Genomic DNA, 25,300 nt, shown 5'->3' on the forward strand with positions numbered 1-25,300 from the left:
GTGGGTACAGCAAGGCGCGCTGGCGAGTTTGTATCTACTACGACTGACCGGATTTGGCCGATTTGTGCCTGATCACGATCACTCCGGCGTCATCATCACCGCCAGAGTCATCTTGATGAACTCCTCATTCCGGTCGATTGCGTCCAGGGCGCTGCGAACGTTGTCGGCTACATCGGCTGCGCCACGCTGCTCAACCCAAAGAGTGAGCTCCATGATGGCGGCTTCCAAGGCAAGCTGGTTTTCGTTGATCTTGAATAGCAGGGAAGGGAGCGGGTCTGAATTTGGCATCGCGATTCCTCCGTGGACGAGGAAAGCGTAGCAGTCGGTAAGCTGGTCTGGATGGGGGGTATTCAGTCGGCAGAATGCCAGGGAAGGGAGTACTACTGTAGGAATATACAACGCTAAGTTATTGATTCTTATAGGGTGATGATGCGGTTTTTTACCTGTTGAAAAACACCTATTTTCTTTATAGATCAAATGATTATGTCTGTTTCGGGGTCACCTTGACATGGTGGGGGTCGTTGGTTCGAGTCCAATCGCGCCTACCAAACAAAATCCGCTCTGCTGGGCGGTCTAGAAGGGCTCACCGAAAGGTGGGCCCTTTTTTGTTGTCTTGGATTTTCAAAACTTTTGCATAACGTTTGCAGAACTCCCGCCTCAAAGCGCCAATGAGCCGTGAGCGTAATTTGGGTCAGTGATCATCACGTCATGCGTTCAGGTGGGCTTTCGCGTTCATGAGCGCTGCTTGGTTATCGCTGTACCCGTCTTGGTCTCGCGGACCCGCAGAAGGTCGCGAGATCTATCCAGTGGATGACCGGTCATGACGATCACGACCTATCAAGATGGCGTGATCGCTTATGACTCCAATGTCCTTGTTTCTCTTCGCTGTGGCTGCAGGTGAGGTCAGCGAAGTGAGGAGGGCAGCTTTGAGCCTTTCGCAAACTCGACTGCCGCGGTAATGGCAGCCCGGGCTTGAGGGCTATTCTTCCAGCATGTCGAGCCTGACGCTGCGGATGCCTGGGCCAGGATGTCACCAACATTCGATGTGCCGAGTTCGGCAAGCGATTCGATCCCCATCTGTTCAAGCCGGGCAATGACAGCCGGGCCTACCCCCTTGAGCGCTAAAAGAGCGGTTCTTTCTTCCAGTGAAAATGGCATCCGTGAAGTCCTTTTGATCAGTGAGCCCTATTAAGTTGGCCCAACGCTATGGGTAAAGTCGGGAGGTTGCCGAATAATTAATGCAAAAACCAGTAGATGTCACTGTCGTCGCGCAGACTGGTCCTCGGGCCTTGAGCATTGATGAAAAACTGAATAAAAATCAGTTCCAGCTACATTGAACTGTGATCGTTGAATTGCATCCAACTAAAACAGACCACCCAACGTTTGTTTCGCGAAATTAAGCGGGAGGGCAAGTTGATGGGGCGGCGAGCGATGATTCGTTTTTTTGCGGCTTACTTGTCCATTTGCCTCTTGCTCCAATGGGCGGTGGTTCAGGCGTCCCCCTGGATTGCCTCTCGTGTTCTTTTGAGGTGGATCCTCTAACGCCGTAATTCAGGCGTAAAATGAGCCGTGCTACCTCCCCACGAGGAGTCTCCCATGATTTGCGACCCAACAAACAAACAGGCATCCGACGACAAGCTCGTCTGGGATCAATACTTTTGCGCTGCCTTGATTGCCGAAAGTAACCTGACCGCTCCGGTCGTCGGCGGCACCACTGGCGCTACTCACGAAGACAGACAGAATATGTTGATCGAAAGGGCCAAGGCGCTTGCCGACAAAATGATGGAAAACAGAAAGTGAACAGAGCCCAGCCATCGCGCTGGGCTCGTTTTTTCTACGGCCTGCCATGAATGGCTTTTCGGCTCAGGCGATCAGCTCGACTTTTCCGGTCGCCAGGCGATAGATGCCGCCCACTATTTTCAATTTGCCTTTGCTCAGCGCATCAGTCAGCAGGGGCGTGGCCTTTTTGAGGCGTTCGACCGAGTTTTTGACATTTTGCACGGTCGCATTTTCCACCAGATCCCCAGGTTGTTTGAGGGCGGCCTCGACAGATGACTTGAGTGCGTCAGTCAGTTTCGGAATATGCCCAGGGAATACGGTGTGGTCTTTGACGGCTTTTATGCCGGCCTCGATGGCGCCGCAACTTTCGTGTCCCAGTACGAGAACCAGTGGTGCACCGAGCACGGCGACGCCGTATTCAATGCTTGCCAGTCCTTCGTCGGTAACGAAGTTACCGGCAACGCGTATGGCGAAAAGATCACCTCGCGCGGTATCAAATGCGTATTCGGGTGCGATGCGCGAGTCAGAGCAACTCAGTACGGCCACGAAGGGATTCTGGCCGGAAACCAGTGCTTCGCGCTCGTCCTTGAAGTCGTGGGTCTTTGAGTTACCGCTCACGTACCGTTCATTTCCCTGGATCAGCCGTTGCAGTGCCTCGTCAGGGTTGATTGCATTTTGAGGTTTTGGAAGGGCGGATGTTTTTTCGGCTGCCTGGATGATTCGGTTGGGCAGTGCGCCGGTGAGAAGCAGAGCGCCTGCTCCCAGTCCGGCAAGCCGAAGAAAACGGCGACGATCATTTGTGGGTGGAGCAGAGTTTGAATCACATGATTCACACATGATTTTGTGTACTCAAGTCAACACGGTGGGAGTGACTGCTGTTGGGGGTGGTGGCTGCAGGAGCCTGCAATTGCCAGCGTGTTGGAGTCTAGTCGGTCCGGAGCGCCGCGTTCTCCAAGGGTGGGCCTCGAATGTCGACAGTTTGCGAGGCGGCGCAATCCATCGATTCATGGGCTACTACTGACAGGCTGTTTCAACTTTGTCCTGACAGGAGTTTCTCGATGCTGATTCACTGGACGCTTGCCGCCGTTCACCTAATTGCTGATCATCGTGGCGGCCACGGGCATGGCGCGGGGGGTGACCTATGGTTGAGCGTTGGGAGGGGGCGGCGAGAATATCTGGCCGTCATGGCCTGCGACTTGGCCTGAATCAGCAGGGTCAGCGACTGAGCGGAGTTTGTGGTGACACCTGAATCTTTAGCCAGCCGTCGTTCCGGAGCGAACGGGCTGGCTACTGACGGCGCTGGGTTCAGGGGGTTTGCGGTTTGTCGGGCGCGGTCAGGCCGGCCTGAATGCGCTGGTAAATTTCTTCGCGATGCACCGCAACGTCTTTCGGAGCGTTGATGCCGATCCTGACTTGCTGGCCGCTTACGCCCAGGATGGTGATCGTAATGTCATCACCAATGTTTATGCTTTCACCGACTTTGCGGGTGAGTATCAGCATGGTCTTCTCCTTGATTGCTTTGTGGGGCACCTGATTCGGACAGTGCAGAGGTCGGTGGTATGTATAGATTAGTGCGAAGTCTCAAAGTTTGGGTGCCTCTTTCTGACGTGCAGATGCAGCATTAATTCCCAAGGCGTAACTATACAGAGGCCGCATCCATCATTCTCGTTGTTTTAAGCCCATTTTGCGGCACTCGAGAAGTATTCATGAATGATAAAATCGCTGTTTTAGGCATTCAGAGGGAAACGCTGTGCGCAAAATGGTCTTGGTTATGGCAGTGCTGGCGCTGGCGGGATGCGGTGAGGGCAAGCGCGTTGAACCTCCTAAGCCTGTGCCGGCAACGGCCGCTGCTCCAGTGCAGGCCTCGGGTCCTCAATGGGATCTCGAGGTTCGAGGTGAAACGCCTCAGGCTGTCAGCGACCTCAGCGGCTGGTTGATCGAACACAGTTTCATGTCCAGTGTCGTCAAGGAGAACGGCAAGGTCCGCATTCTGATGGGCCCTTACAGTTCGAAAGCCGAAGCCGAGGCTAAACAGGCCGAGGTGAACGCGGCCATCGTCCGTGCGAAGAAACAGAATGTTGAAGTGCTGGTCCTTGAGCGTCCGACAGCCCAGTAACGATCCATTTTACGGGTGATGTCCGGTGGTGCCTCCTGGAGGATGTCCACAGTGACTCGTTTTTCGGCGGTCTGAAAATAACAAGGCCTCGGGTGTTGAACCCGAGGCCTTGTTCGTTTCGTAAAGCGCTTAACCGCAGGCTTTCATGTCTACTGGCCCGACAAACTCGTTACCGCGCCCCATCACGCACGCCACGCTCTGGTTACGCTGACGTTCCCAAGCCTGGACCGGATAGGTTTTGTCCCAGGCTTCGTACAGTTGCCGATCCTGTTTCGACAAACGCAAGCCGTACTGTTTGCTCATGTAGAAATAAGTCCGGGCGATCATGCCGCGAATGGAGGGGCGCGGCATGACTTTCTTTGCCTTGAAATCGATTTGGGTCAGGCACGAGCCATATTGGCCAGGCTGTTCCGGCAGCCAGCCGAAACTGAAGTTGCTGCGATCGCCATTCACCTCCCCGATGCTCGGCACCAGGTTATGCAGATCCGCCTCAGCCTTCTGATAGGTCGGATCGTAGCGCGTGCAATTCTTGCGGCCTCCCTCCTGCCAGCACTGGCGCTGGTGACCGATTTGCCAGGCTGGAACAATGTGTTCCCACTCGATGCGTGCCGCGCGTTTGGCATTTTTACGCGGTACATAACCGCAGGCCGAGAGATTCACCCGGTTACCGGTGTATTTGCAGCCGCAATAAAATTCGGTGGACTGTGGGGCGTACAGCTTCCAGGCAACTTTCTTGGCTTCGTTGAAGGTGCGCGGTGCGTCAGCCTGGGCCCCCATGGCGAACAGCAGCAACAGCAAAGCAAAACAGCGGACAATCATTGACTCAGTCTTCCTTCGGCACAACCCAAAAAATCTGCACGCCGCCATCGTCGCGATAGGCGAGGGTCACGTTGTCGTTCTCGTCAATTTCTTCGAGCAAGCGCTCCCACTCATCCACCGGCTCATCGGGAAGTCGGAAGATCAGTGCGGCCTTGGCTTTTTGGGCAGTCGGGGAGTTGATGATTTTCTGAACGCGCAGACCCATGCGTACATAGGCGTCATGTGAGGCGGAGGTGGTGTCCACAGAATTATCCTTATTAAGCTGTACGTGCATACAGTATTTAACTGTAGGCAATTTCGCAACTGCTTAAAATTCCAGAACATCCTCTGACAGCCGTTTTTTCCAATTGGTGTAGGGCGGTAGGCGTTTTTTTTGTCAGGCGAGGTGCGAGCCACTCGCCAAAGATCGGCGAGTGGCGAAGCAGTGCCCGACCGGAACCGGTCGGGCGAGGGCGAATCAGTATTCCCAGAACATCCGTTGCAGCTCTTTGCTGTCGTTGGTCTTGGTCAGGGCGACCATGGCCAGGATGCGGGCTTTTTGCGGGTTCAGGTCATGGGCCACGACCCAGTCGTATTTGTCGTCAGGCTGTTCGGCGTTACGCAGGACGAAACCACCGGCATTGACGTGTGACGAACGAATGATCTGCACGCCGTCCTTGCGCAGTGCCTGCAGGGCTGGAACCACACGCGAAGAGACCGAGCCATTGCCGGTGCCGGCGTGGATGATGGCCTTGGCGCCTGACTGAGCCAGTGCCTTGTAAGCGGTGTCGCTGACGTTGCCGTAGGAGTAGGCGATTTCAACATCGGGCAAGCTCTTGATGGTCTTGATGTCGAATTCCGAGTCCATGGTGTGGCGCTTGGCCGGCAGGCGGAACCAGTAGGATTTACCTTCAACCACCATGCCGAGCGGCCCCCAAGGGCTTTTAAACGCCTCGGTCTTGATGTTGATCATTTTGCTGACGTCGCGACCCGACTGGATTTCATCGTTCATGGTCACCAGGACGCCTTTGCCCCGCGCATCTTTACTGCTGGCCACGGCCACAGCGTTGTACAGGTTCAGCATGCCGTCGGCGGACATCGCGGTACCTGGGCGCATGGAACCGACGACGATGATCGGCTTATCGGTTTTTTCCACCAGGTTCAGGAAGTAGGCGGTTTCTTCCAGGGTGTCGGTGCCGTGGGTGATCACAATGCCATCGACGTCATTGCTATCGGCCAATTCGGCCACGCGACGGCCCAATTGCAGCAGGTTCTCGTTGGTGATGCTCTCAGAGGCGATTTGCATGACCTGCTCGCCGCGGACGTTGGCCACTTGACTCAGTTCGGGGACGCCGGCAATCAATTTGTCGATACCGACTTTTGCCGCTTGGTAGGTCGCGCTGTTGGCGGCGCTGGCGCCCGCGCCGGCGATGGTGCCACCGGTAGCCAGAATGACCACGTTTGCCAGTTTTTGTTGGGTTTCAGCTTCTTTTGCCTGAAGAGCGGTCGGCAAAAGCAGAAGGAGGGCCAAGGCGCCCGGCACAAAGGTCTTGAAAGCAGATGTCATTATTTTTCTCTCTAGGGGTGACGGTGCAGATGCAAGTTCATCTAGATGTGCCCCAAACGAATCTGAACGCCTGGGGTGTCGGATCAAGAGCAGGATCTGTACCAGACACTCTTTGAATGGAGAAAATGGCTTAACCGATTGATTTGTTTAGTGAATTAAACTTTCTGTCGGCGCGCGATGGCCGTTGCGTGTCCGGGTTTCCGATTTTTTGCAGCTTCTGTGTTCGGCTCTCCGACAGCCTTGTTGAATCCCCCCTGTTTCAATTGTGAATCATTGCTAAAGAAACTCGCGCTCAGGTCGATGCTCTTTCAATGGATTTTCATTTAAGGAGTTCACATGTCGTTATCTGTAGGTTTTCCAAACGCGGCGGGCATCACCATTGGTGGACAGTCGGCCACGACGCTTCGTGCACTGAGTGATGCGGCCGCCGATGCCGCTGCTCAAGCGCTAGGCACGAAGGAGGATGACGACAAACAAGTCAGGACCGGCCCTGTTGGTTTGGACAAAAGCGCAGACACTCAAAAGTCCGAAGCCGACGATAACACCAGTGTCGCCGTGAAAGTCTTGCTCAAGCGCCTGAAAGAGCTGCAGCAACAGTTGCGCGAGCAGCAGCAAACACTGGCGGCAGCTCAGGCAGCGAGCTACCCCACGCCGGAAACCAAGATAGCCATAGTGTCAGGCATTCAAGGGCAGATCGCGCAAACCAACAGCGCCATCCTGGAAGTCAGCGCCAGCTTGATCAAAGAAATGGCCAAGGGCAGCAGCACTGGATCGGTAGTCAATACTACGGCCTGAGGTGAATGCCGGCCGTCGCGCTATTCAGCGCGTCACGGTCGTTGACAAATGTCAGCAGGGTTCGCATAGTTCGATCTACGCAAACGTTTGCGCGGCGTCATCGATGAGTTAAATCCATCGCCGGGCGCCATCAAGCCAAACGCCAGCGCAAGCATTGCTCAAAATAATCATAAGATCGGAGTGAACCCATGAAGCTGCCATTCGCTGGACGCCTTCTCGCTGTCGCTATGCTGGCTGCCGCATCCGTCGCGCTGCCTGTTTCTTCGGCCTTCGCCGAGACGCCTGCAAAACCAAAAGTCGCGCTAGTGATGAAATCCCTGGCCAACGAATTCTTTCTGACCATGGAAGACGGCGCCAAGGCCTATCAGAAAGGCCACTCCGATGAATTCGATCTGATTTCCAATGGCATCAAGGACGAAACGGATACGGCCGGCCAGACACGTATCGTCGAGCAAATGATCCTGGCAAAAGTCAATGCGCTGGTCATCGCCCCTGCTGACTCAAAAGCCATGGTGCCGGTAATCAAGAAAGCCGTTGATGCGGGTATCACCGTGATCAACATCGACAATCAGCTGGATCCAGCCGTCGTCAAAAGCAAGAACATCAATGTCCCGTTCGTAGGGCCGGATAACCGCAAAGGTGCGCGTCTGGTCGGTGAGTACCTGGCCAAACAGCTGAAGGCCGGTGATGAAGTCGGCATCATCGAAGGCGTGTCCACCACCACTAACGCTCAGGCTCGTACTGCAGGCTTCAAGGACGCGATGGAAGCGGCGCAGATCAAGGTTGTGTCCGTACAGTCCGGCGACTGGGAAATCGACAAGGGTAATAAAGTCGCCGCTTCGATTCTGAGCGAGTACCCGCAAGTGAAAGCCCTGCTGGCTGGCAACGACAGCATGGCCGTGGGTGTGGTGTCTGCCGTGCGTGCCGCAGGCAAGGCCGGCCAGGTGCAAGTGGTGGGGTATGACAATATCAACGCCATCAAGCCGATGCTCAAGGATGGCCGGGTCCTGGCCACTGCCGACCAGTTTGCGGCCAAGCAAGCGGTGTTCGGCATCGAGACTGCGCTCAAGATCATCAAGGGTGAAAAAGTCGACATCGGCGCCAATGGTGTGATCGAGACCCCGGTAGAGCTGGTTACCAAATAAGCCCTTGGCGACACAAAGGTGCTCGCCCGTCCGGGCGAGCGCATGGAGAGTTTTTATGTCCGTTCGCGACCCGAACGCTGTCCTCTCGGTCAGCGGTATCGGCAAGACCTACGCCCAACCGGTCCTGGCCGGCATCGACCTGACGCTCATGCGCGGTGAAGTGCTGGCGCTGACCGGTGAGAACGGCGCTGGTAAAAGTACGCTGTCGAAGATCATTGGTGGCCTGGTCACGCCCACCACCGGCCAGATGCAGTTTCAGGGGCAGGATTATCGCCCTGGCAGCCGGACCCAGGCTGAAGACCTGGGCATACGTATGGTCATGCAGGAACTCAATCTACTGCCGACCCTGTCGGTGGCGGAAAACCTGTTTCTCGACAATCTGCCGAACAATGGTGGCTGGATCAGCCGCAAGCAACTGCGCAAGGCCGCCATTGAAGCCATGGCTCAGGTCGGCCTCGATGCAATCGACCCGGACACGCCGGTCGGTGAGCTGGGTATCGGTCATCAGCAAATGGTCGAGATCGCCCGCAACCTGATCGGCGATTGCCATGTGCTGATCCTCGACGAACCCACGGCGATGCTCACGGCGCGTGAAGTCGAAATGTTGTTCGAGCAGATCACCCGCCTGCAGGCACGGGGTGTATCGATAATTTACATCTCCCATCGCCTCGAAGAGTTGGCCCGGGTGGCGCAGCGCATTGCGGTACTGCGAGACGGCAACCTGGTGTGCGTCGAGCCGATGGCCAATTACAACAGCGAACAGTTGGTCACCCTGATGGTGGGCCGTGAACTGGGCGAGCACATCGACATGGGGCCGCGCACCATCGGCGCTCCGGCGCTGACGGTCAAAGGGCTGACCCGCTCCGACAAGGTTCGCGACGTGTCCTTTGAAGTGCGTGCCGGTGAGATCTTCGGCATTTCCGGTTTGATCGGGGCAGGGCGCACCGAATTGCTCCGGTTGATCTTTGGCGCCGATATCGCCGACAGCGGCACCGTGGCCCTGGGCTCCCCGGCGCAGGTAGTCAGCATCCGGTCTCCGGTGGATGCGGTCGGTCACGGCATCGCCCTGATCACCGAAGATCGCAAGGGGGAAGGCCTGCTGTTGACGCAATCGATCGGCGCCAACATTGCGCTGGGCAACATGCCCCGCATTTCCAGAGGCGGCTTCGTCAACAATGGCGAAGAGTCTTCCCTGGCCCAGCGGCAAATCGACGCCATGCACATCCGCAGTTCCGGCCCTGCACAACGGGTGTCCGAATTGTCCGGCGGCAACCAGCAGAAAGTCGTGATTGGCCGTTGGCTGGAGCGCGATTGCTCGGTGCTGCTGTTCGACGAGCCAACCCGTGGCATCGATGTCGGCGCCAAGTTCGACATCTACGCCTTGCTCGGCGAACTGACTCGGCAGGGCAAGGCGCTGGTGGTAGTGTCCAGCGATCTGCGCGAGCTGATGCTGATCTGCGACCGCATCGGCGTGCTGTCGGCAGGGCGCCTGATTGACACGTTCGAGCGCGACAGCTGGACCCAGGATGACTTGCTTGCGGCCGCTTTTGCCGGCTACCAAAAACGTGATGCGCTGCTCAACGAAGCAGCGCCTAGGGATCTTCAATGAAAACCGCATCTTCCGCCGGCAAACGCAGTGGCAATTTTTACGGTCTCGGCACTTACCTGGGCCTGGCCGGTGCCTTGCTGGCGATGGTGGTCCTGTTCTCGCTCCTGAGCAGCCACTTTCTTTCTTACGATACCTTCAGCACGCTGGCCAACCAGATTCCGGACTTGATGGTCCTCGCGGTCGGCATGACGTTCGTGCTGATTATCGGTGGCATCGACCTGTCGGTCGGTTCGGTGCTGGCGCTGGCCGCGTCGACAGTCAGCGTGGCGACACTGGGCTGGGGCTGGAGTGTCCTGCCCGCCGCGCTGCTCGGCATGGCGGCCGCCGCATTGGCCGGGACCATCACCGGTTCCATTACCGTGGCGTGGCGGATTCCGTCGTTCATCGTGTCACTCGGCGTGCTGGAGATGGCACGTGGCGTGGCGTATCAGATGACCGGCTCGCGCACCGCCTACATTGGTGACGCCTTTGCCTGGCTGTCCAACCCGATCGCCTTCGGCATTTCACCGTCCTTCATCATTGCCTTGCTGATCATCTTCATTGCCCAGGCCGTGTTGACCCGCACGGTGTTCGGGCGCTACCTGATTGGCATCGGCACCAATGAAGAGGCGGTTCGCCTGGCGGGGATCAATCCCAAGCCCTACAAGATCCTGGTATTCAGCCTGATGGGGCTGTTGGCCGGTATCGCGGCGTTGTTCCAGATTTCGCGCCTGGAAGCGGCGGACCCGAATGCGGGTTCCGGTCTTGAGCTGCAGGTGATCGCGGCCGTGGTCATCGGCGGTACCAGCCTGATGGGCGGCCGCGGTTCGGTGATCAGCACGTTCTTTGGTGTGTTGATCATTTCCGTGCTGGCGGCCGGCCTGGCGCAGATCGGCGCGACCGAACCGACCAAGCGCATCATCACCGGCGCGGTGATCGTGGTGGCGGTGGTGCTCGATACCTACCGCAGTCAGCGCGCCAGTCGGCGGGCCTGAGTCATGGCAACGATCAAGGATGTAGCGGCACTTGCGGGCATTTCCTACACCACGGTTTCCCATGTGGTGAACAAAACCCGGCCAGTCAGCGAGGAAGTACGGGTCAAAGTCGAGGCTGCCATCAAGACCCTCGACTACGTTCCCAGCGCCGTGGCCCGTTCCCTCAAGGCCAAAACCACCGCGACCATCGGCTTGCTGGTGCCCAATAGCCTCAATCCGTACTTTGCGGAGCTGGCGCGGGGCATCGAGGATTACTGTGAGCGCAATGGCTACTGCGTGATTCTCTGCAACTCCGACGACAATCCGGACAAGCAGCGCAACTACCTGCGCGTACTGCTGGAAAAACGCATCGACGGGCTGATCGTCGCGTCGGCCGGCGGCGACAGCAGCCTGGCCCAAGGCCTGGCGGGCGTGCGTACACCGATGGTGATCGTCGACCGAGGCCTGGAAGGTGTCGATGTGGACCTGGTGCGCATCGACCACGAATACGGCGCGTATCTGGCGACTCGACACCTGCTGGAGTTGGGGCATAGGGATATCGCCACCATCAGCGGGCCGACCACCACCAGTGTGGCGCAAATGCGGCTGGCCGGATTTTGCCGTGCACTGACGGACGCAGGTATCGAGGTGCCACGCGAACGCATGCTGGAAAGTGACTTCACCAGTACCGGCGGTTACAACGCTGCCGCGATCCTGCTGGAGCGCAATCCGCCCAGTGCAATCTTCGCCGCCAACGACATGATCGGCATCGGTGTGCTGCGAGCCGCCGCGGAGCGCAACATTCGCGTACCGACACAGTTGTCGGTGATCGGCTTCGACGATATCCAGATGAGTCGCTATGTCTATCCGGCATTGACCACCGTCGGCCAGTCGATTCTGCAGTTGGGCGAGATGGCGGCCGAAGTGCTGCTACGACGGATCGCCAAGCCGCAACTGAGCACTGAGCAACGGATTGTGACGCCCAGCATCGTGATGCGTGAATCGACCGCGCCATTAGCAGGCGTGTTTGCCGAATATCGCTGAAACAGAACGAATGAGTAGTGATGTATGCCAGCAAAAGTAGTGGTAATAGGCAGTCTGAACATGGATTTGGTCACCCGCGCGCCTCGGCTGCCGCGGGGCGGGGAAACGCTGATTGGTGAATCCTTTACCACGGTTTCTGGCGGCAAGGGCGCGAATCAGGCCGTAGCCGCCGCGCGACTCGGGGCGCAGGTGTCGATGGTTGGCTGCGTGGGCAGCGATGCCTACGGTAAGGAGCTGCGCGAAGCGCTGTTGGCCGAACGGATCGATTGTCAGGCAGTCAGTACCGTGGACGGTTCCAGTGGCGTGGCGTTGATCGTGGTCGATGACAACAGCCAGAACGCGATCGTGATCGTCGCCGGTGCCAACGGTTTGCTGACGCCAGCCGTGATCGGCTGCTTCGACTCGGTGCTGCAATCGGCCGACGTCATCATCTGCCAGTTGGAAGTGCCGGATGCGACGGTCGGCCATGCGCTCAAGCGTGGTCGAGAGCTGGGCAAGATCGTGATCCTCAACCCCGCGCCGGCCAGTCGTCCGCTTCCGGCGCACTGGTACGCGAACATCGACTATCTGATTCCTAACGAGAGCGAGGCGTCGGCACTGAGTGGCGTGTTGGTGGACTCTCGGCAATCGGCGCAATCAGCCGCTAACCGATTGATCGAGATGGGGGCCGGAAAAGTGATTGTCACGCTTGGGGCCGATGGCGCCCTGTTCAACGATGGCACGCGTTCCGAGCATTTTCCGGCGCCAGCGGTGAAGGCGGTTGACACCACCGCGGCCGGCGATACCTTCGTCGGCGGATTCGCCGCCGCGCTGGCGTCTGGCCAAAGTGAGGCTGAAGCGATTCGTTTCGGGCAGGTCGCTGCGGCGCTGTCGGTCACCCGTGCTGGTGCGCAACCCTCCATTCCCACCTTGTCCGATGTACAGGCTTTTAATACACCATGAAAAAGACACCCTTGCTCAACGTCGCGCTGTCGCGGCTGATTGCTTCGCTGGGCCACGGCGACAAAGTGGTGATCGGCGATGCGGGGTTGCCGGTACCTCCGGGGGTCGAGCTGATTGACCTGGCCTTGACCCACGGCATTCCGGACTTCATCAGCACTTTGAACGTTGTACTCAGCGAAATGCAGGTCGAAAGCCATGTGTTGGCGCAAGAGATTCTGGAGAAAAAGCCGTCGGCGCTGGTCGCGCTGGACAAGCTGAACGCCGAGGGCGCGCTTGGCCGGCGTGAGCTGCTGAGTCATGAACAATTCAAAGTCCTCAGCCGGCAAGCCCGGGCGATCGTTCGTACCGGTGAATGCCAGCCTTACTGCAATATCGTCCTGGTCGCCGGAGTGACGTTCTGAATCGCTTGGTTTCTCTGTTTCTGTCCTGCACAAGGCATGGGTCATGTGTCGCTATACTCGGAAACTGTAACTCTTGCGTCGGAGTCTGTTGCTTTTGTCCCTGATTAACCCAAGCAGCGTTCAGGCTGTGGAAAAGATCGACTTGATCATCGATACCGACCCCGGTGCTGACGACGTGATCGCATTGTTGTTTGCACTGGCATCGCCGGACGAACTCAATATCCATGCGTTGACCACGGTCGCTGGCAACGTTCGGCTGGACAAGACGTCACGCAACGCACGATTGGCCCGGGAGTGGGCGGGGCGCGAGGACGTGCCGGTCTACGCCGGGGCGCCGACACCGCTGCAGCGAACGCCTATCCATGCCGAAGATATTCATGGCAAGGAGGGTCTGTCGGGTGTCCTCGTTTACGAACCGAAGAAAGGTTTGGCCAAGGGCGGTGCGGTCGACTTCCTGATCGACACCCTGAAGGCAGCCAGGCCCCACAGCATCACCATCGCCATGTTGGGGCCGCAGACCAACCTGGCGCTCGCGCTGATCCAGGAGCCCGAAATCGTCCAGGGCATCAAGGACGTCGTGATCATGGGTGGTGCGCATTTCAATGGCGGCAACATCACACCTGTCGCGGAATTCAACCTGTTCGCCGATCCACACGCTGCCGAGGTTGTACTCAAAAGTGGCGCAAGGCTGACTTACCTGCCGCTGGATGTGACCCACAAGATTCTCACCAGTGATGCGCGACTGCAGCAGATCGCGGCGCTGGACAACAATGCCAGCAAACTGGTCGGCGATATTCTGAGTGAGTACATCAAGGGCGACATGGAGTACTTCGGTATCCCGGGTGGCCCCGTGCATGACGCTACGGTCATTGCTTACCTGCTCAAGCCGGAGCTGTTCAGCGGTCGCCATGTCAACGTAGTAGTCGACAGTCGCGAGGGGCCGACCTTCGGTCAAACCATTGTCGACTGGCATAACGGCCTCGGGGCGCCGAAGAATGCGTTCTGGGTGGACAGCGGCGACGCCCAGGGATTCTTCGATCTGCTGACCGAACGCTTGGCCCGCCTGAAGTAACCCTTACGAGCGTTCGGAATGTCCGCCGCCCTGATGGGGCGGGTATTTCTCGAAAATCTGTTGGATAAAGGATTGGGCAGCTTCGGTGCCCAGTTCCTTGACCAGTAAATCGATACCGATGATTGCGAGCTCTTCCGGGCTGCCGGGGCTATAAGAGCTGTGGCCCTCTGACCACTTGGCGTTAATGGCGGCGTCGATGCTTACGGTGGTCATTGTGGTGCTCGTGCGGTCGGGAGGGTCTGAGTGCCGAGTTAACCATTTTGCAAGACTTTTGGCACTCCAACTTAGGCATCAATGGAGGGCTATGCGACACTTGGTCTTTAACGACTTTTCAAGGACTGCGCTGTGCAGATCGATTTGAACACGCCTGATGGCTTGACCCTTGAGGCGGTGCGTCAGCTGCTGGCTGCCGCCAGCGATGATGAGCACACCCAGTTGCGGGTGACCAAGGGCGGTATCGCCTATATTTCATCGGGTGTCGTGGGCGGCACCGATATCGACGGGTTGCTGTTTCGCCTGGAGACTTGGGCCAAGGGTTCTGGTTATGTCGGACGGGTCGCGGCCAGTGACGAGGTCTGGGTCATGCAAATCTTCAATGCGCTGAAGCAGAACTGGCCGAAGCCGGCATTCGATTACATCGACGTCTACTGACCCGTTCATATTCAGTCACGATTAAGGCATGAAGGGCAGGGCAATGCTCAGGCAAACTTGCCGTTTGTCTGCGGCGGCGGCCTTGTTGCCAGAACGCTCGATGAACCAAGCGCCGGATTGGCGGTCGCACAAATTCAGCTTAACTATTGAAAAAGGAGGCTTCATGCCTTGGAAGCTCGCGTCATTGGGTGCTCTGTTGGCCGTTGCCACGCTGGCCGGTTGCAGCACTGCCGCTACCGATTCGGCAACTGACCCTGTCACGACGACTGACACAGGTCACAGCCGTTGCGAAGCGAAAGCGGCCGAATTCACCCTGGGCAAAACGGCTTCGGCTGAACTGCTGGAGCAGGCGCGCAAGCGTGCAGGCGCACAGAATGCGCGGTTCCTGTCGCCAAATGACATGGTGACCCTGGAGTATCGCTCCGATCGTCTCAACCTGAGCACCGACGCCAATAAAGTCGTGACTCGCGTGAACTGCGGCTGATCGCCAACTTTTGCGTTATCCATAAAAAACCCCGTCACATGGACGGGGTTTTTTTAGTGCGCCTGGAAATTACTCTGGGCGAACTTGAGCAGCTTGCATACCCTTTTGGCCTTTCTCAGCCACGAAGGAAACGGTTTGGCCTTCTTTCAGGCTTTTGAAACCGTCGCTTTCGATAGCTTTGAAGTGTACGAACAGGTCGTCACCGCCACCTTGAGGAGTGATGAAGCCGAAGCCTTTTTCATCGTTGAACCATTTAACGGTGCCGGTTTGGCGATTAGACATGGTGTATCTCCAAGAAACATATATTTTCAGTAGTACTGTGCTGCTCAGGCCAACTGGGCACACCGGGGTATCATAGTCGAAATGTTCGCTTTGGGAGCCCCCCACGGGTGCTGTTTGCCCTACAGTCGCACATTCTTTGTTGACTGATATCGCTGAAAGCCCTGATTTAAAAGGCTTTCAGCCGAAAGTAAAGGTGATAAAAAAAGCTGTAAAACCTGCATAAAATGTCCAAAAAAGCGATTTTCAGGGGCTGTTTGCTGGCTGAAAATGCCATTTTGAAGCTTGAGCGGGCTTATTTTTGCGTCGGATTGGTGGCCTTGCACTTGGCAATCTGGGTAAGGGCTTGCTGTTGCAGTTCATTGCTGGCCTTGTTGTCCATCAGGGCCTGTAGATCTTTGGCGGGGTACGATTTGATTGCATCGGCACCGCAAGCACAGTGGGCCTTGGCCGCAGCGTCGCCGATCCTTTGTGCGGCCGCAGGGACGCACTGAGCCATGTATTTATCGCGCGCGGCTTTGGGCCATTCAGCGTGGGCTGCCAGCGGCAACAGCAGGACGATGGGTGCGACTACAGCGAATAAACGATTCAGACGCATGCCGAGGATGCTCCTTTGTGGGTCGATGACTTAATGTTCGAGGGGTAAAGCGGGGATCAAGTTCAGCACTCTGGCATAAAAACGTAAGATTTACCCTGTTGGTAAAGCTCTGCACCGCGACGACCATTCATCTGTGCTAGCATGCCTGGCTCGGGCGTTTGCAGGCTCCGGTCGACCTTCAGTCCCGGTCGCGGCAGGCGCACGAATAACCCTGATTTGAATCCCAGTCACTCTGGTTCGGTTTTCCGGTTGGCCGCAAGGCTCCTGCCGCTGTAAGGCAGGCGTTCGTCAGTGAACGGCCTGGATCGGATCTTGTACTGGCTCATCCCAACCCACGTGACCTTTGGTAGGGGTCACCACTAGGAGAGGAGGCGCCATGCCAACTATTACTCTTCCCGACGGCAGTCAACGTTCATTCGATCACCCGGTATCCATCGCCGAGGTCGCAGCATCCATTGGTGCGGGCCTGGCCAAGGCCACGGTGGCCGGTAAGGTCAATGGCAAGCTGGCCGATGCCAGCGACATCATCGACAGCGACGCAACGCTACAAATCATTACGCCAAAGGATGAAGAGGGGCTGGAGATCATTCGCCACTCTTGCGCCCACTTGGTCGGTCACGCGGTCAAGCAGCTGTATCCAACCGCCAAAATGGTGATTGGCCCGGTCATTGACGAAGGCTTCTATTACGACATCGCCTTCGAGCGTCCTTTCACTCCGGACGACCTGGCCGCCATCGAACAGCGCATGCAGCAGCTGATCGAAAAAGATTACGATGTCATCAAGAAAGTCACTCCGCGCGCCGAAGTGATCGAAGTGTTCAAGGCTCGCGGTGAAGACTACAAGCTGCGTCTGGTCGAGGACATGCCGAACGAACAGGCAATGGGCCTGTACTATCACGAAGAATACGTCGACATGTGCCGCGGTCCGCACGTGCCGAACACCCGTTTCCTGAAATCATTCAAGCTGACCAAGTTGTCCGGCGCCTACTGGCGTGGCGATGCCAAGAACGAGCAGTTACAGCGCGTTTACGGCACCGCATGGGCTGACAAAAAACAACTGGCGGCGTACATCCAGCGTATTGAAGAAGCTGAAAAGCGCGATCACCGCAAGATCGGCAAGCGTCTGGGCCTGTTCCACACCCAGGAAGAAGCGCCAGGCATGGTGTTCTGGCACCCGAACGGCTGGACGCTGTACCAAGTGCTCGAGCAGTACATGCGCAAGGTTCAACGCGACAATGGTTACCTGGAGATCAAGACTCCCCAGGTCGTTGACCGCAGCCTGTGGGAAAAGTCCGGGCACTGGGCCAACTACGCCGACAACATGTTCACCACGCAGTCGGAAAACCGCGACTACGCCATCAAGCCAATGAACTGCCCTTGCCATGTGCAGGTGTTCAACCAAGGCCTGAAGAGCTACCGCGAGTTGCCAATACGTCTGGCCGAGTTCGGTGCCTGCCACCGTAACGAGCCATCGGGTGCCCTTCACGGCATTATGCGCGTTCGTGCGTTCACTCAGGACGACGCCCACATCTTCTGCACCGAAGAGCAGATGCAGGCCGAATCCGCAGCGTTCATCAAACTGACCATGGACGTTTACGCCGACTTCGGCTTTAAAGATGTCGAGATGAAACTGTCCACTCGTCCGGAAAAGCGCGTCGGTTCCGACGAGTTGTGGGATCGCGCCGAAGCTGCATTGGCTGCAGCCCTTGATAGCGCAGGCTTGCCGTACGATCTGCAGCCCGGTGAAGGTGCGTTCTACGGTCCGAAGATCGAATTCTCTCTGAAAGATTGCCTGGGTCGTGTCTGGCAGTGTGGTACCCTGCAGCTCGATTTTAACCTGCCAGTCCGACTGGGTGCCGAATTCGTCTCCGAAGACAACAGCCGCAAGCATCCGGTGATGTTGCATCGGGCGATTCTGGGTTCCTTCGAGCGTTTCGTCGGAATTCTGATCGAGCACTACGAGGGTGCATTCCCTGCGTGGCTGGCGCCGACTCAGGCAGTGATCATGAATATCACTGATAAACAGGCAGATTTTGCCGCCGAGGTCGAAAAAACTCTCAACGAAAGCGGGTTTCGTGCCAAGTCTGACTTGAGAAATGAAAAGATCGGCTTTAAAATCCGCGAGCATACCTTGCTCAAGGTTCCCTATCTCTTGGTTATCGGAGATCGGGAAGTCGAGATGCAGACTGTCGCTGTGCGTACTCGCGAAGGTGCTGACCTGGGCTCGATGCCCGTCGCCCAGTTTGCTGAGTTCCTCGCGCAAGCGGTTTCCCGGCGTGGTCGCCAAGATTCGGAGTAATTATTATTAAGCGTGAAATGAGACAAGATAAACGAGCTGCACCGAAAGCCCCGATCAACGAGAATATCTCGGCACGCGAGGTTCGGTTAATTGGGGCTGAAGGCGAGCAGCTTGGGATTGTGTCAATTGAAGACGCGCTTCTTAAGGCTGAAGAGGCCAAACTGGATCTGGTGGAAATTTCCGCCGATGCAGTACCCCCTGTTTGCAAACTGATGGACTACGGCAAGTCGATCTTCGAGAAGAAGAAGCAGGTTGCTGCGGCCAAGAAAAACCAGAAGCAGATTCAGGTTAAAGAAATCAAGTTTCGTCCAGGGACGGAGGAAGGGGATTACCAGGTAAAACTGCGCAACCTGGTACGTTTCCTGAGTGACGGGGACAGGGCCAAGGTATCCTTGCGATTCCGCGGCCGTGAGATGGCCCACCAGGAGCTGGGGATGGAACTCCTCAAGCGAGTTGAAGGTGACTTGCTCGAGTACGGTTCGGTCGAACAGCATCCTAAGATGGAAGGACGCCAGCTGATCATGGTCATCGCCCCGAAAAAGAAGAAGTAATCAACAGGGCACGGCAGGCCTTCTGATTATGTTTATCAACTGAATGCGGAGTATCCGAACATGCCAAAAATGAAGACCAAAAGTGGTGCTGCTAAGCGGTTTCTGAAAACTGCTAACGGTATCAAGCACAAGCACGCTTTCAAGAGCCACATCCTGACCAAAATGTCGACCAAGCGTAAGCGTCAACTGCGCGGTAGCAGCTTGCTGCATCCGTCTGACGTGGCAAAAGTCGAGCGCATGCTGCGCCTTCGTTAATTTTAGTCAAGAATAGAGGAAGTAACTCATGGCTCGTGTAAAGCGTGGCGTCATTGCCCGTAAACGTCACAAAAAAATTCTGAAACTTGCTAAAGGCTACTACGGCGCTCGCTCGCGCGTATTCCGTGTTGCCAAGCAAGCGGTAATCAAGGCAGGCCAATACGCCTACCGTGACCGTCGTCAGAAAAAACGTCAGTTCCGCGCTCTGTGGATCGCTCGTATCAACGCTGGTGCTCGTATCAACGGTCTGTCCTACAGCCGTTTCATCGCCGGCCTGAAAAAAGCGTCCATCGAGATCGACCGTAAGGTTCTGGCTGATCTGGCAGTGAACGAAAAAGCGGCGTTTGCTGCGATTGTCGAGAAAGCTAAAGCCACCTTGGCTTAAGTACCCCCGACAGTCACCCGGTCTCACCTCTGTGGGGCCAGGTGTTAAACGTCATAAATAGGGGAAGAGCCTTCAAGCTCTTCCCCTATTTTGTATCTGGAGTCTGTACATGGAAAACCTGGATGCGCTCGTCTCGCAAGCTCTAGAGGCTGTGCAAAGCGCTGAAGATATCAATGCCCTGGAGCAAATCCGGGTTCACTACCTTGGCAAAAAGGGTGAATTGACTCAGGTGATGAAGACCCTGGGGAATTTGCCGGCAGAAGAGCGTCCGCAAGTCGGTGCGCTGATCAACGTTGCCAAGGAGCGTGTCACAGACGTTCTCAATGCGCGCAAGGCATTGTTTGAAGAGGCCGATCTGGCCACCAAACTCGCAGCCGAGTCCATTGACGTGACCTTGCCTGGCCGTGGTCAGACCTCTGGTGGTCTGCATCCGGTTACTCGCACTCTGGAACGCATCGAGCAGTTCTTTACCCATATTGGCTACGGTATTGCCGAAGGCCCTGAGGTCGAAGACGACTACCACAACTTTGAAGCGCTCAACATCCCAGGCCATCACCCGGCCCGGTCGATGCATGACACCTTCTATTTCAATGCCAACATGTTGCTGCGCACCCATACCTCGCCGGTACAGGTCCGCACCATGGAATCCAAGCAGCCGCCGATCCGCATCGTCTGCCCTGGTCGTGTGTATCGAAGCGACTCGGATATCACCCATTCGCCGATGTTCCACCAGGTCGAAGGCCTGCTGGTCGATCGCGACATCAATTTTGCCGACCTCAAAGGCACCATCGAAGAGTTCCTGCGCGTGTTCTTCGAAAAAGAACTGGCCGTGCGATTCCGCCCTTCTTACTTCCCGTTCACCGAGCCATCCGCCGAAGTCGACATGGAATGCGTGATGTGCAGCGGTAAAGGCTGCCGTGTCTGCAAGCAGACAGGCTGGCTGGAAGTGATGGGCTGCGGCATGGTTCATCCGAACGTGCTGCGCATGTCCGGGATCGACCCGGAAGAGTTCTCGGGCTTTGCCTTCGGCATGGGCGTTGAGCGTCTGGCCATGCTGCGTTACGGCGTGAACGACTTGCGTCTGTTCTTCGACAACGACTTGCGGTTCCTCGCGCAATTTCGCTAGTCGTAACGAATTCTTAGGAGAGCAGGATGAAATTCAGTGAACAATGGCTGCGTGGCTGGGTAAGCCCGCAGGTAAGTCGTGACGAGCTGGTTGCTCGTCTGTCGATGGCCGGTCTTGAGGTCGATAGCGTCACGCCGGCCGCCGGTGTATTCAGCGGCGTCATCGTGGGCGAGGTGCTGAGCACCGAACAGCACCCGGACGCCGACAAACTGCGTGTTTGCCAGGTCAGTAATGGTTCGGAGACGTTCCAGGTCGTTTGTGGTGCGCCAAACGTACGCCCGGGCCTGAAGATTCCGTTCGCCACCATCGGTGCCGAGCTGCCGGGCGATTTCAAAATCAAGAAAGCCAAGCTGCGTGGCGTTGAATCCAACGGCATGCTGTGCTCCCAGGCCGAACTGCAAGTCGGAGAAGGCAACGACGGCTTGATGGAATTGCCTGTCGATGCGCCTGTAGGCCAGGACATTCGTGAGTATCTGAACCTGGACGACACCAGCATCGAGGTCGACCTGACCCCGAACCGCGGCGACTGCCTGTCCCTGGCGGGCCTTGCTCGCGAAGTCGGCGCGCTGTACGCCGCCCAGGTCACTCGCCCCGTAGTGGCTGCGGTTCCAGCGGCGCATGATGAAGTGCGCTCGGTTGAAGTGCTGGCACCTGCCGCCTGCCCGCGTTACCTGGGGCGTGTCATCCGTAACGTCGACCTGTCCCTGCCTACGCCGCTGTGGATGGTTGAGCGCCTGCGTCGCTCCGAGGTGCGCAGCATCGACGCTGCTGTCGATATCACCAACTACGTCATGTTGGAGTTGGGTCAGCCGTTGCACGCCTTCGACCTCGCCGAAATCAACGGCGGCATCCGCGTGCGGATGGCCGAAGAGGGTGAAAAGCTTGTTCTTCTCGATGGACAGGAAGTCAGCCTGCGTAGCGATACGCTGGTGATTGCCGACCATACCCGTGCGCTGGCAATTGCCGGTGTCATGGGTGGTGAGCACAGCGGTGTCAACACTGCGACCACTCGCGACATATTCCTGGAAAGCGCGTTCTTCGATCAGATCGCTGTCGCTGGCAAGGCCCGTTCATATGGCCTGCACACCGACGCGTCGCATCGCTATGAGCGTGGTGTGGACTGGCAACTGGCCCGTGAAGCTATGGAGCGCGCCACTGGCCTGCTGCTGGAAATCACCGGTGGCGAAGCGGGTCCGATCATCGAAACCGTCAGCGAGCAGCACCTGCCGTCGATCGCGCCGGTGACCCTGCGTAGCCAACGCATTGCCCAGATGTTGGGGATGGAAATGGATTCGGCCGAAGTCGAGCGTCTGCTCAGTGCTTTAGGCCTGGGAATTACCGCCGACGGAGCAGGGCAGTGGCGCGTAGAAGTGCCAAGCCATCGTTTCGATATCAGCCTGGAAGTCGACCTGATCGAAGAGCTGGCTCGTTTGTACGGCTATAACCGCCTGCCGGTTCGTTACCCGCAAGCGCGTCTGGCGCCGCAAGCCAAGGCTGAAGCCCGTAGCGATCTGCCCGAACTGCGCCGACTGCTGGTAGCTCGTGGTTATCAGGAAGCGATCACCTACAGTTTCATCGATCCGAAACAGTTCGAGTTGTTTAATCCGGGTGTTGAACCGCTGCTGCTGGCCAATCCGATTTCGAACGACATGGCTGCGATGCGTTCGTCCTTGTGGCCTGGCCTAGTCAAGGCACTGCAGCACAACCTGAACCGTCAACAGGACCGTGTACGTCTTTTTGAAAGCGGCCTGCGCTTTGTCGGTCAACTTGAAGGCTTGAAGCAAGAGCCAATGCTCGCGGGTGTGGTTTGCGGTAGCCGTCTGCCTGAAGGCTGGGCGCAAGGTCGCGACACCGTGGACTTCTTCGACGTCAAGGCTGACGTGGAAGCGGTGTTGGGCTTTGCCGGTGCGCTGGACGCGTTCACGTTCGTGCCGGGCAAGCACTCAGCATTGCACCCGGGTCAAACTGCGCGTATCGAGCGTGAAGGGCGTCTGGTCGGTTTTGTCGGCGCGATCCACCCTGAATTATCGAAAACGCTTGGGCTGGACCGTCCCGTGTTCGTTTTCGAACTGGTTCTGGCAGAGGTCGCCTCGGGCAAAATGCCTAAATTCCAGGAGTTATCGCGTTTTCCTGAAGTGCGTCGTGACTTGGCATTGATTGCGGACAAAGACGTTGCAGCCGCGGCTGTGCTGGACGTAATCCGTGAAAATGCAGGCGAATGGCTGACAGACCTCAGGCTATTTGACGTGTATCAGGGTAAAGGCATTGATCCTGATAGAAAAAGCCTCGCAGTTGGCTTGACCTGGCAGCATCCATCGCGCACTCTTAATGACGATGAGGTGAATTCTGCGACGCAAAACATCCTCACCTCGCTCGAACAAAGGTTGAACGCCACGTTAAGGAAGTGACGTATGGGGGCTTTGACGAAAGCTGAGATGGCGGAACGTCTGTATGAAGAGCTGGGCCTGAACAAGCGGGAAGCCAAGGAATTGGTCGAACTGTTTTTCGAGGAAATCAGGCACGCTCTTGAAGACAACGAACAAGTCAAATTGTCCGGTTTCGGCAATTTTGACCTTCGGGACAAACGCCAGCGGCCTGGCCGCAATCCGAAAACGGGAGAAGAAATCCCGATCACGGCTCGCCGTGTGGTCACCTTTCGTCCAGGGCAGAAGTTGAAGGCCCGAGTTGAGGCTTATGCTGGAACCAAGTCATAACGACGAGCTACCCGTCATCCCAGGCAAACGCTACTTCACCATCGGTGAAGTCAGCGAGTTATGTGCGGTAAAACCGCACGTGCTGCGCTATTGGGAGCAGGAGTTTCCTCAACTCAACCCCGTCAAACGCCGCGGAAACCGCCGGTATTATCAGCGTCAGGACGTGCTGATGATCCGGCAGATCCGAGCGCTTCTTTACGATCAAGGATTCACCATCGGCGGCGCACGCCTGCGTTTGTCCGGTGATGAAGCCAAAGACGACACCACGCAATACAAACAAATGATTCGCCAGATGATCGCTGAGCTGGAAGATGTTCTGGTGGTCCTCAAGAAGTAAATTCCTGCTTTTAAATACTTCCAGTTTTCAAAAGCTTGCGATATATTCTTGAGCGTTCCTCGAGATGAGGAACAGGTTTCACGCCTAGTCGGGGCGTAGCGCAGTCCGGTAGCGCACTAGCATGGGGTGCTAGGGGTCGAGTGTTCGAATCACTCCGTCCCGACCATATTTTTCAATGACTTAGCCCAATCTGAAAAGGTTGGGCTTTTTCATTTTCTGGCTCAGGGGTAAACAAGGGGGTAAACACATTTCCGCCCTGCTAGCCGCGGCACGCGGATATTCTGAGTTCACGCCGCTTTTGGCCCTTCCTCGCGTTGCCTTTAGCGCCAATCCTGTTTTGATATTTCACTTCCTTTCAGGGCTTCATCAATTTATCGAAGCTTTGCGCCTTCAAGATGGCTTCGACGATACAGCAGGCTGTCCCGTTCAGTGACTTCCTCGCCCAAGGCGTAGCTTGCACACTATCCGATCCGCACAGCTCGTTCCGGTGTCGCAGGTGTGGCTTGATCCTAGGTGGCCGGATACGTCGGCCTTGATGTATTCCGCCAATGTCGAAGTCCTTAACATCAATGGCGACCTCGGCCGTGCGATGAGCTGGTGTTGGCTCCACATCCACGATTACACCGTGTTCGGCATCGATCAGATAGTTCGTGAGATAGGCGAAGAACGCTGAGTCTCCCGGAACAGCGGTCCAGCGGGCTTGAGGGGCAGTCAGTGATAGGCGCTTCGGTAGTGTTTCGGCCAGGACCTCTTCATTGAGGGCTTCAAGGTACTCACGCACGGCGCGGGTGCTAAGGGGCAGATCGCTGCAGATGGCCCGTTCATTTCCTGGTACGTCGCGCTGCCGACTCGCATCCGCTTTGATGATGCTGGCGTCCACGGCAAACGCTTCGCCCTTGACCAGGCCTGCGTCCATGCAGCGACGCAGTACCTCATTGAGCAACCAGCGAAACAGATCACTTTCCCGAAAACGGCCATGTCGATTTTTGGAAAAAGTCGAATGATTGAGTGCTTCATCTTCCAGCCTAAACCGGCAGAACTAGCGATACGCCAGGTTCAAATGGACCTCTTCGCGCAACCGTCGCTCTGAGCGAATGCCGTAACAACACGACACCTTCCATTAATGCTTTGTCAGCATACGAAATGATCCCGACAGATATTTTTTTCGGAAGCCCGGAGGGGCCAGGGAGGCGAATCAACAATGTTCAATCCCACTGCGGCGCGTCGATTCTATTGGACGTCAACATTGGCGAAATCTGTGCTGTTAAGCTTCTAAAGCTGAAACAGGAGGTGCTGGTTTATGGGGTGAATGATCGAGATGGCAGCTGGAGCTATTGCTAAAGCTTGGCGTGATGCGAGTAAACGCAATCAAATGGTGGTCCTAGCGATGGCTTTTTGAT

At 56.8% G+C, this 25,300-nt stretch carries 30 protein-coding genes, 1 tRNA gene and 1 pseudogene; 21 read left to right on the plus strand and 11 right to left on the minus strand.

Annotated features, from left to right (window positions below):
- Positions 1-78: 78 nt before the first annotated feature.
- Both ACX3YD_RS09280 and ACX3YD_RS09285 read right to left on the minus strand, forming a co-directional pair.
- Positions 79-288 (minus strand): hypothetical protein, encoded by a 210-nt coding sequence (locus tag ACX3YD_RS09280; RefSeq protein WP_458959741.1) that lies wholly within the window; start codon positions 286-288, stop codon positions 79-81.
- A 615-nt stretch (positions 289-903) separates the two neighbouring features.
- A complete protein-coding gene (locus tag ACX3YD_RS09285; RefSeq protein ID WP_458959742.1) occupies positions 904-1,158 on the minus strand; it encodes a helix-hairpin-helix domain-containing protein in 255 nt (84 codons plus the stop codon).
- A gap of 438 nt (positions 1,159-1,596) precedes the next feature.
- Between ACX3YD_RS09285 and ACX3YD_RS09290 the strand changes: the two genes are divergently transcribed.
- Positions 1,597-1,800, plus strand: a complete 204-nt coding sequence (locus tag ACX3YD_RS09290; RefSeq protein WP_047531197.1) for a hypothetical protein — start codon at positions 1,597-1,599, stop codon at positions 1,798-1,800.
- A gap of 63 nt (positions 1,801-1,863) precedes the next feature.
- Here the strand turns inward: ACX3YD_RS09290 and ACX3YD_RS09295 are convergent, their stop codons facing one another.
- Entirely contained in the window at positions 1,864-2,616 is a 753-nt protein-coding gene (locus ACX3YD_RS09295) for a carbonic anhydrase (protein ID WP_458959743.1), read from the minus strand.
- A 468-nt stretch (positions 2,617-3,084) separates the two neighbouring features.
- Positions 3,085-3,279, minus strand: a complete 195-nt coding sequence (csrA, locus tag ACX3YD_RS09300; RefSeq protein WP_007938114.1) for a carbon storage regulator CsrA — start codon at positions 3,277-3,279, stop codon at positions 3,085-3,087.
- Positions 3,280-3,529: 250 nt separating this feature from the next.
- On the opposite strand from csrA, the gene ACX3YD_RS09305 reads away from it, so the two are divergent.
- Complete coding sequence (locus ACX3YD_RS09305) at positions 3,530-3,895, plus strand: penicillin-binding protein activator LpoB (protein WP_103406209.1); 366 nt, start codon at positions 3,530-3,532, stop codon at positions 3,893-3,895.
- A 129-nt stretch (positions 3,896-4,024) separates the two neighbouring features.
- Here the strand turns inward: ACX3YD_RS09305 and ACX3YD_RS09310 are convergent, their stop codons facing one another.
- The 3 genes from ACX3YD_RS09310 to ACX3YD_RS09320 all read right to left on the minus strand — a co-directional run bounded on the left by ACX3YD_RS09310 (position 4,025) and on the right by ACX3YD_RS09320 (position 6,260).
- Positions 4,025-4,714, minus strand: a complete 690-nt coding sequence (locus tag ACX3YD_RS09310; protein ID WP_458959744.1) for an endonuclease — start codon at positions 4,712-4,714, stop codon at positions 4,025-4,027.
- A 4-nt stretch (positions 4,715-4,718) separates the two neighbouring features.
- Positions 4,719-4,988: a DUF1654 domain-containing protein gene (locus tag ACX3YD_RS09315; protein WP_052193599.1), complete on the minus strand. Its 270-nt coding sequence runs from the start codon at positions 4,986-4,988 to the stop codon at positions 4,719-4,721.
- Positions 4,989-5,171: 183 nt separating this feature from the next.
- Positions 5,172-6,260, minus strand: a complete 1,089-nt coding sequence (locus tag ACX3YD_RS09320) for an asparaginase (RefSeq protein WP_047531181.1) — start codon at positions 6,258-6,260, stop codon at positions 5,172-5,174.
- Positions 6,261-6,596: 336 nt separating this feature from the next.
- On the opposite strand from ACX3YD_RS09320, the gene ACX3YD_RS09325 reads away from it, so the two are divergent.
- From ACX3YD_RS09325 to ACX3YD_RS09360, 8 genes are all read left to right on the plus strand, one after another.
- Entirely contained in the window at positions 6,597-7,055 is a 459-nt protein-coding gene (locus ACX3YD_RS09325) for a hypothetical protein (protein WP_103406212.1), read from the plus strand.
- Positions 7,056-7,243: 188 nt separating this feature from the next.
- Entirely contained in the window at positions 7,244-8,200 is a 957-nt protein-coding gene (locus ACX3YD_RS09330; protein ID WP_047531179.1) for a sugar ABC transporter substrate-binding protein, read from the plus strand.
- Between the two features lie 55 nt (positions 8,201-8,255).
- Complete coding sequence (locus tag ACX3YD_RS09335; protein WP_458959745.1) at positions 8,256-9,809, plus strand: sugar ABC transporter ATP-binding protein; 1,554 nt, start codon at positions 8,256-8,258, stop codon at positions 9,807-9,809.
- The gene (locus ACX3YD_RS09340; RefSeq protein ID WP_103406214.1) at positions 9,806-10,783 is read left to right on the plus strand and encodes an ABC transporter permease; all 978 of its coding nucleotides are present in this window, start codon (positions 9,806-9,808) and stop codon (positions 10,781-10,783) included. The genes ACX3YD_RS09335 and ACX3YD_RS09340 overlap by 4 nt, the downstream gene beginning before the upstream one ends.
- Before the next feature lie 3 nt (positions 10,784-10,786).
- Positions 10,787-11,806 (plus strand): LacI family DNA-binding transcriptional regulator, encoded by a 1,020-nt coding sequence (locus ACX3YD_RS09345; protein WP_047531173.1) that lies wholly within the window; start codon positions 10,787-10,789, stop codon positions 11,804-11,806.
- 24 nt (positions 11,807-11,830) lie between these two features.
- The gene (gene rbsK, locus ACX3YD_RS09350; protein ID WP_103406215.1) at positions 11,831-12,748 is read left to right on the plus strand and encodes a ribokinase; all 918 of its coding nucleotides are present in this window, start codon (positions 11,831-11,833) and stop codon (positions 12,746-12,748) included.
- A complete protein-coding gene (gene rbsD / locus ACX3YD_RS09355; protein ID WP_047531171.1) occupies positions 12,745-13,149 on the plus strand; it encodes a D-ribose pyranase in 405 nt (134 codons plus the stop codon). Before rbsK ends, rbsD begins: the two co-directional genes overlap by 4 nt.
- A gap of 73 nt (positions 13,150-13,222) precedes the next feature.
- The gene (locus ACX3YD_RS09360) at positions 13,223-14,221 is read left to right on the plus strand and encodes a nucleoside hydrolase (protein ID WP_256590378.1); all 999 of its coding nucleotides are present in this window, start codon (positions 13,223-13,225) and stop codon (positions 14,219-14,221) included.
- A gap of 3 nt (positions 14,222-14,224) precedes the next feature.
- Here ACX3YD_RS09360 and ACX3YD_RS09365 read toward each other — a convergent pair whose 3' ends face one another.
- A complete protein-coding gene (locus ACX3YD_RS09365; protein WP_047531169.1) occupies positions 14,225-14,434 on the minus strand; it encodes a hypothetical protein in 210 nt (69 codons plus the stop codon).
- A 132-nt stretch (positions 14,435-14,566) separates the two neighbouring features.
- Between ACX3YD_RS09365 and ACX3YD_RS09370 the strand changes: the two genes are divergently transcribed.
- Together ACX3YD_RS09370 and ACX3YD_RS09375 are read left to right on the plus strand one after the other, a co-directional pair.
- A complete protein-coding gene (locus ACX3YD_RS09370; RefSeq protein WP_047531168.1) occupies positions 14,567-14,872 on the plus strand; it encodes a hypothetical protein in 306 nt (101 codons plus the stop codon).
- Between the two features lie 163 nt (positions 14,873-15,035).
- The gene (locus tag ACX3YD_RS09375; protein WP_047531166.1) at positions 15,036-15,356 is read left to right on the plus strand and encodes an I78 family peptidase inhibitor; all 321 of its coding nucleotides are present in this window, start codon (positions 15,036-15,038) and stop codon (positions 15,354-15,356) included.
- A 69-nt stretch (positions 15,357-15,425) separates the two neighbouring features.
- On the opposite strand, the gene ACX3YD_RS09380 is transcribed toward ACX3YD_RS09375, so the two are convergent.
- Together ACX3YD_RS09380 and ACX3YD_RS09385 are read right to left on the minus strand one after the other, a co-directional pair.
- Positions 15,426-15,638 (minus strand): cold-shock protein, encoded by a 213-nt coding sequence (locus ACX3YD_RS09380; RefSeq protein ID WP_003179963.1) that lies wholly within the window; start codon positions 15,636-15,638, stop codon positions 15,426-15,428.
- A gap of 292 nt (positions 15,639-15,930) precedes the next feature.
- Complete coding sequence (locus ACX3YD_RS09385; RefSeq protein ID WP_458959746.1) at positions 15,931-16,233, minus strand: hypothetical protein; 303 nt, start codon at positions 16,231-16,233, stop codon at positions 15,931-15,933.
- Between the two features lie 376 nt (positions 16,234-16,609).
- Between ACX3YD_RS09385 and thrS the strand changes: the two genes are divergently transcribed.
- The 9 genes from thrS to ACX3YD_RS09430 all read left to right on the plus strand — a co-directional run bounded on the left by thrS (position 16,610) and on the right by ACX3YD_RS09430 (position 24,066).
- Complete coding sequence (gene thrS, locus ACX3YD_RS09390) at positions 16,610-18,532, plus strand: threonine--tRNA ligase (protein ID WP_458959747.1); 1,923 nt, start codon at positions 16,610-16,612, stop codon at positions 18,530-18,532.
- The gene (gene infC / locus ACX3YD_RS09395; RefSeq protein WP_172668659.1) at positions 18,532-19,083 is read left to right on the plus strand and encodes a translation initiation factor IF-3; all 552 of its coding nucleotides are present in this window, start codon (positions 18,532-18,534) and stop codon (positions 19,081-19,083) included. Before thrS ends, infC begins: the two co-directional genes overlap by 1 nt.
- A 60-nt stretch (positions 19,084-19,143) precedes the next feature.
- Complete coding sequence (gene rpmI, locus ACX3YD_RS09400) at positions 19,144-19,338, plus strand: 50S ribosomal protein L35 (protein ID WP_002553160.1); 195 nt, start codon at positions 19,144-19,146, stop codon at positions 19,336-19,338.
- A 28-nt stretch (positions 19,339-19,366) separates the two neighbouring features.
- On the plus strand, positions 19,367-19,723 hold the full coding sequence (rplT, locus tag ACX3YD_RS09405) for a 50S ribosomal protein L20 (RefSeq protein WP_007905879.1): 357 nt from the start codon (positions 19,367-19,369) through the stop codon (positions 19,721-19,723).
- A gap of 109 nt (positions 19,724-19,832) precedes the next feature.
- A complete protein-coding gene (gene pheS / locus ACX3YD_RS09410; RefSeq protein WP_047531155.1) occupies positions 19,833-20,849 on the plus strand; it encodes a phenylalanine--tRNA ligase subunit alpha in 1,017 nt (338 codons plus the stop codon).
- A gap of 26 nt (positions 20,850-20,875) precedes the next feature.
- Positions 20,876-23,257, plus strand: coding sequence for a phenylalanine--tRNA ligase subunit beta (pheT, locus tag ACX3YD_RS09415; protein ID WP_458959748.1), 2,382 nt, complete (start codon positions 20,876-20,878; stop codon positions 23,255-23,257).
- A gap of 3 nt (positions 23,258-23,260) precedes the next feature.
- The gene (gene ihfA / locus ACX3YD_RS09420; protein ID WP_002553164.1) at positions 23,261-23,563 is read left to right on the plus strand and encodes an integration host factor subunit alpha; all 303 of its coding nucleotides are present in this window, start codon (positions 23,261-23,263) and stop codon (positions 23,561-23,563) included.
- Positions 23,544-23,900, plus strand: a complete 357-nt coding sequence (locus ACX3YD_RS09425; RefSeq protein ID WP_003179985.1) for a MerR family transcriptional regulator — start codon at positions 23,544-23,546, stop codon at positions 23,898-23,900. Before ihfA ends, ACX3YD_RS09425 begins: the two co-directional genes overlap by 20 nt.
- Positions 23,901-23,989: 89 nt before the next feature.
- Positions 23,990-24,066: transfer RNA gene (locus ACX3YD_RS09430), tRNA-Pro, on the plus strand.
- Positions 24,067-24,474: 408 nt separating this feature from the next.
- Here the strand turns inward: ACX3YD_RS09430 and ACX3YD_RS09435 are convergent.
- A pseudogene (locus ACX3YD_RS09435) lies at positions 24,475-25,014 on the minus strand (transposase); the annotation flags it as partial.
- Between the last annotated feature and the right edge of the window lie 286 nt (positions 25,015-25,300).

The sequence above is a fragment of the Pseudomonas fluorescens group sp. PF-1 genome (genome assembly GCF_054481335.1).

Coding starts and splice junctions, on each gene's coding strand:
- ACX3YD_RS09425 (WP_003179985.1), top strand. CDS start 23,544: ATGCTGGAACCAAGTCATAACGACGAGCTACCCGTCATCCCAGGCAAA.
- ACX3YD_RS09290 (WP_047531197.1), top strand. CDS start 1,597: ATGATTTGCGACCCAACAAACAAACAGGCATCCGACGACAAGCTCGTC.
- ACX3YD_RS09295 (WP_458959743.1), bottom strand. CDS start 2,616: ATGTGTGAATCATGTGATTCAAACTCTGCTCCACCCACAAATGATCGT.
- csrA (WP_007938114.1), bottom strand. CDS start 3,279: ATGCTGATACTCACCCGCAAAGTCGGTGAAAGCATAAACATTGGTGAT.
- ACX3YD_RS09285 (WP_458959742.1), bottom strand. CDS start 1,158: ATGCCATTTTCACTGGAAGAAAGAACCGCTCTTTTAGCGCTCAAGGGG.
- ACX3YD_RS09320 (WP_047531181.1), bottom strand. CDS start 6,260: ATGACATCTGCTTTCAAGACCTTTGTGCCGGGCGCCTTGGCCCTCCTT.
- rpmI (WP_002553160.1), top strand. CDS start 19,144: ATGCCAAAAATGAAGACCAAAAGTGGTGCTGCTAAGCGGTTTCTGAAA.
- rbsD (WP_047531171.1), top strand. CDS start 12,745: ATGAAAAAGACACCCTTGCTCAACGTCGCGCTGTCGCGGCTGATTGCT.
- pheT (WP_458959748.1), top strand. CDS start 20,876: ATGAAATTCAGTGAACAATGGCTGCGTGGCTGGGTAAGCCCGCAGGTA.
- pheS (WP_047531155.1), top strand. CDS start 19,833: ATGGAAAACCTGGATGCGCTCGTCTCGCAAGCTCTAGAGGCTGTGCAA.
- ACX3YD_RS09375 (WP_047531166.1), top strand. CDS start 15,036: ATGCCTTGGAAGCTCGCGTCATTGGGTGCTCTGTTGGCCGTTGCCACG.
- thrS (WP_458959747.1), top strand. CDS start 16,610: ATGCCAACTATTACTCTTCCCGACGGCAGTCAACGTTCATTCGATCAC.
- ACX3YD_RS09345 (WP_047531173.1), top strand. CDS start 10,787: ATGGCAACGATCAAGGATGTAGCGGCACTTGCGGGCATTTCCTACACC.
- ihfA (WP_002553164.1), top strand. CDS start 23,261: ATGGGGGCTTTGACGAAAGCTGAGATGGCGGAACGTCTGTATGAAGAG.
- ACX3YD_RS09380 (WP_003179963.1), bottom strand. CDS start 15,638: ATGTCTAATCGCCAAACCGGCACCGTTAAATGGTTCAACGATGAAAAA.
- ACX3YD_RS09325 (WP_103406212.1), top strand. CDS start 6,597: ATGTCGTTATCTGTAGGTTTTCCAAACGCGGCGGGCATCACCATTGGT.
- ACX3YD_RS09365 (WP_047531169.1), bottom strand. CDS start 14,434: ATGACCACCGTAAGCATCGACGCCGCCATTAACGCCAAGTGGTCAGAG.
- ACX3YD_RS09280 (WP_458959741.1), bottom strand. CDS start 288: ATGCCAAATTCAGACCCGCTCCCTTCCCTGCTATTCAAGATCAACGAA.
- ACX3YD_RS09315 (WP_052193599.1), bottom strand. CDS start 4,988: ATGCACGTACAGCTTAATAAGGATAATTCTGTGGACACCACCTCCGCC.
- rbsK (WP_103406215.1), top strand. CDS start 11,831: ATGCCAGCAAAAGTAGTGGTAATAGGCAGTCTGAACATGGATTTGGTC.
- ACX3YD_RS09340 (WP_103406214.1), top strand. CDS start 9,806: ATGAAAACCGCATCTTCCGCCGGCAAACGCAGTGGCAATTTTTACGGT.
- ACX3YD_RS09385 (WP_458959746.1), bottom strand. CDS start 16,233: ATGCGTCTGAATCGTTTATTCGCTGTAGTCGCACCCATCGTCCTGCTG.
- ACX3YD_RS09310 (WP_458959744.1), bottom strand. CDS start 4,714: ATGATTGTCCGCTGTTTTGCTTTGCTGTTGCTGCTGTTCGCCATGGGG.
- ACX3YD_RS09330 (WP_047531179.1), top strand. CDS start 7,244: ATGAAGCTGCCATTCGCTGGACGCCTTCTCGCTGTCGCTATGCTGGCT.
- rplT (WP_007905879.1), top strand. CDS start 19,367: ATGGCTCGTGTAAAGCGTGGCGTCATTGCCCGTAAACGTCACAAAAAA.
- ACX3YD_RS09335 (WP_458959745.1), top strand. CDS start 8,256: ATGTCCGTTCGCGACCCGAACGCTGTCCTCTCGGTCAGCGGTATCGGC.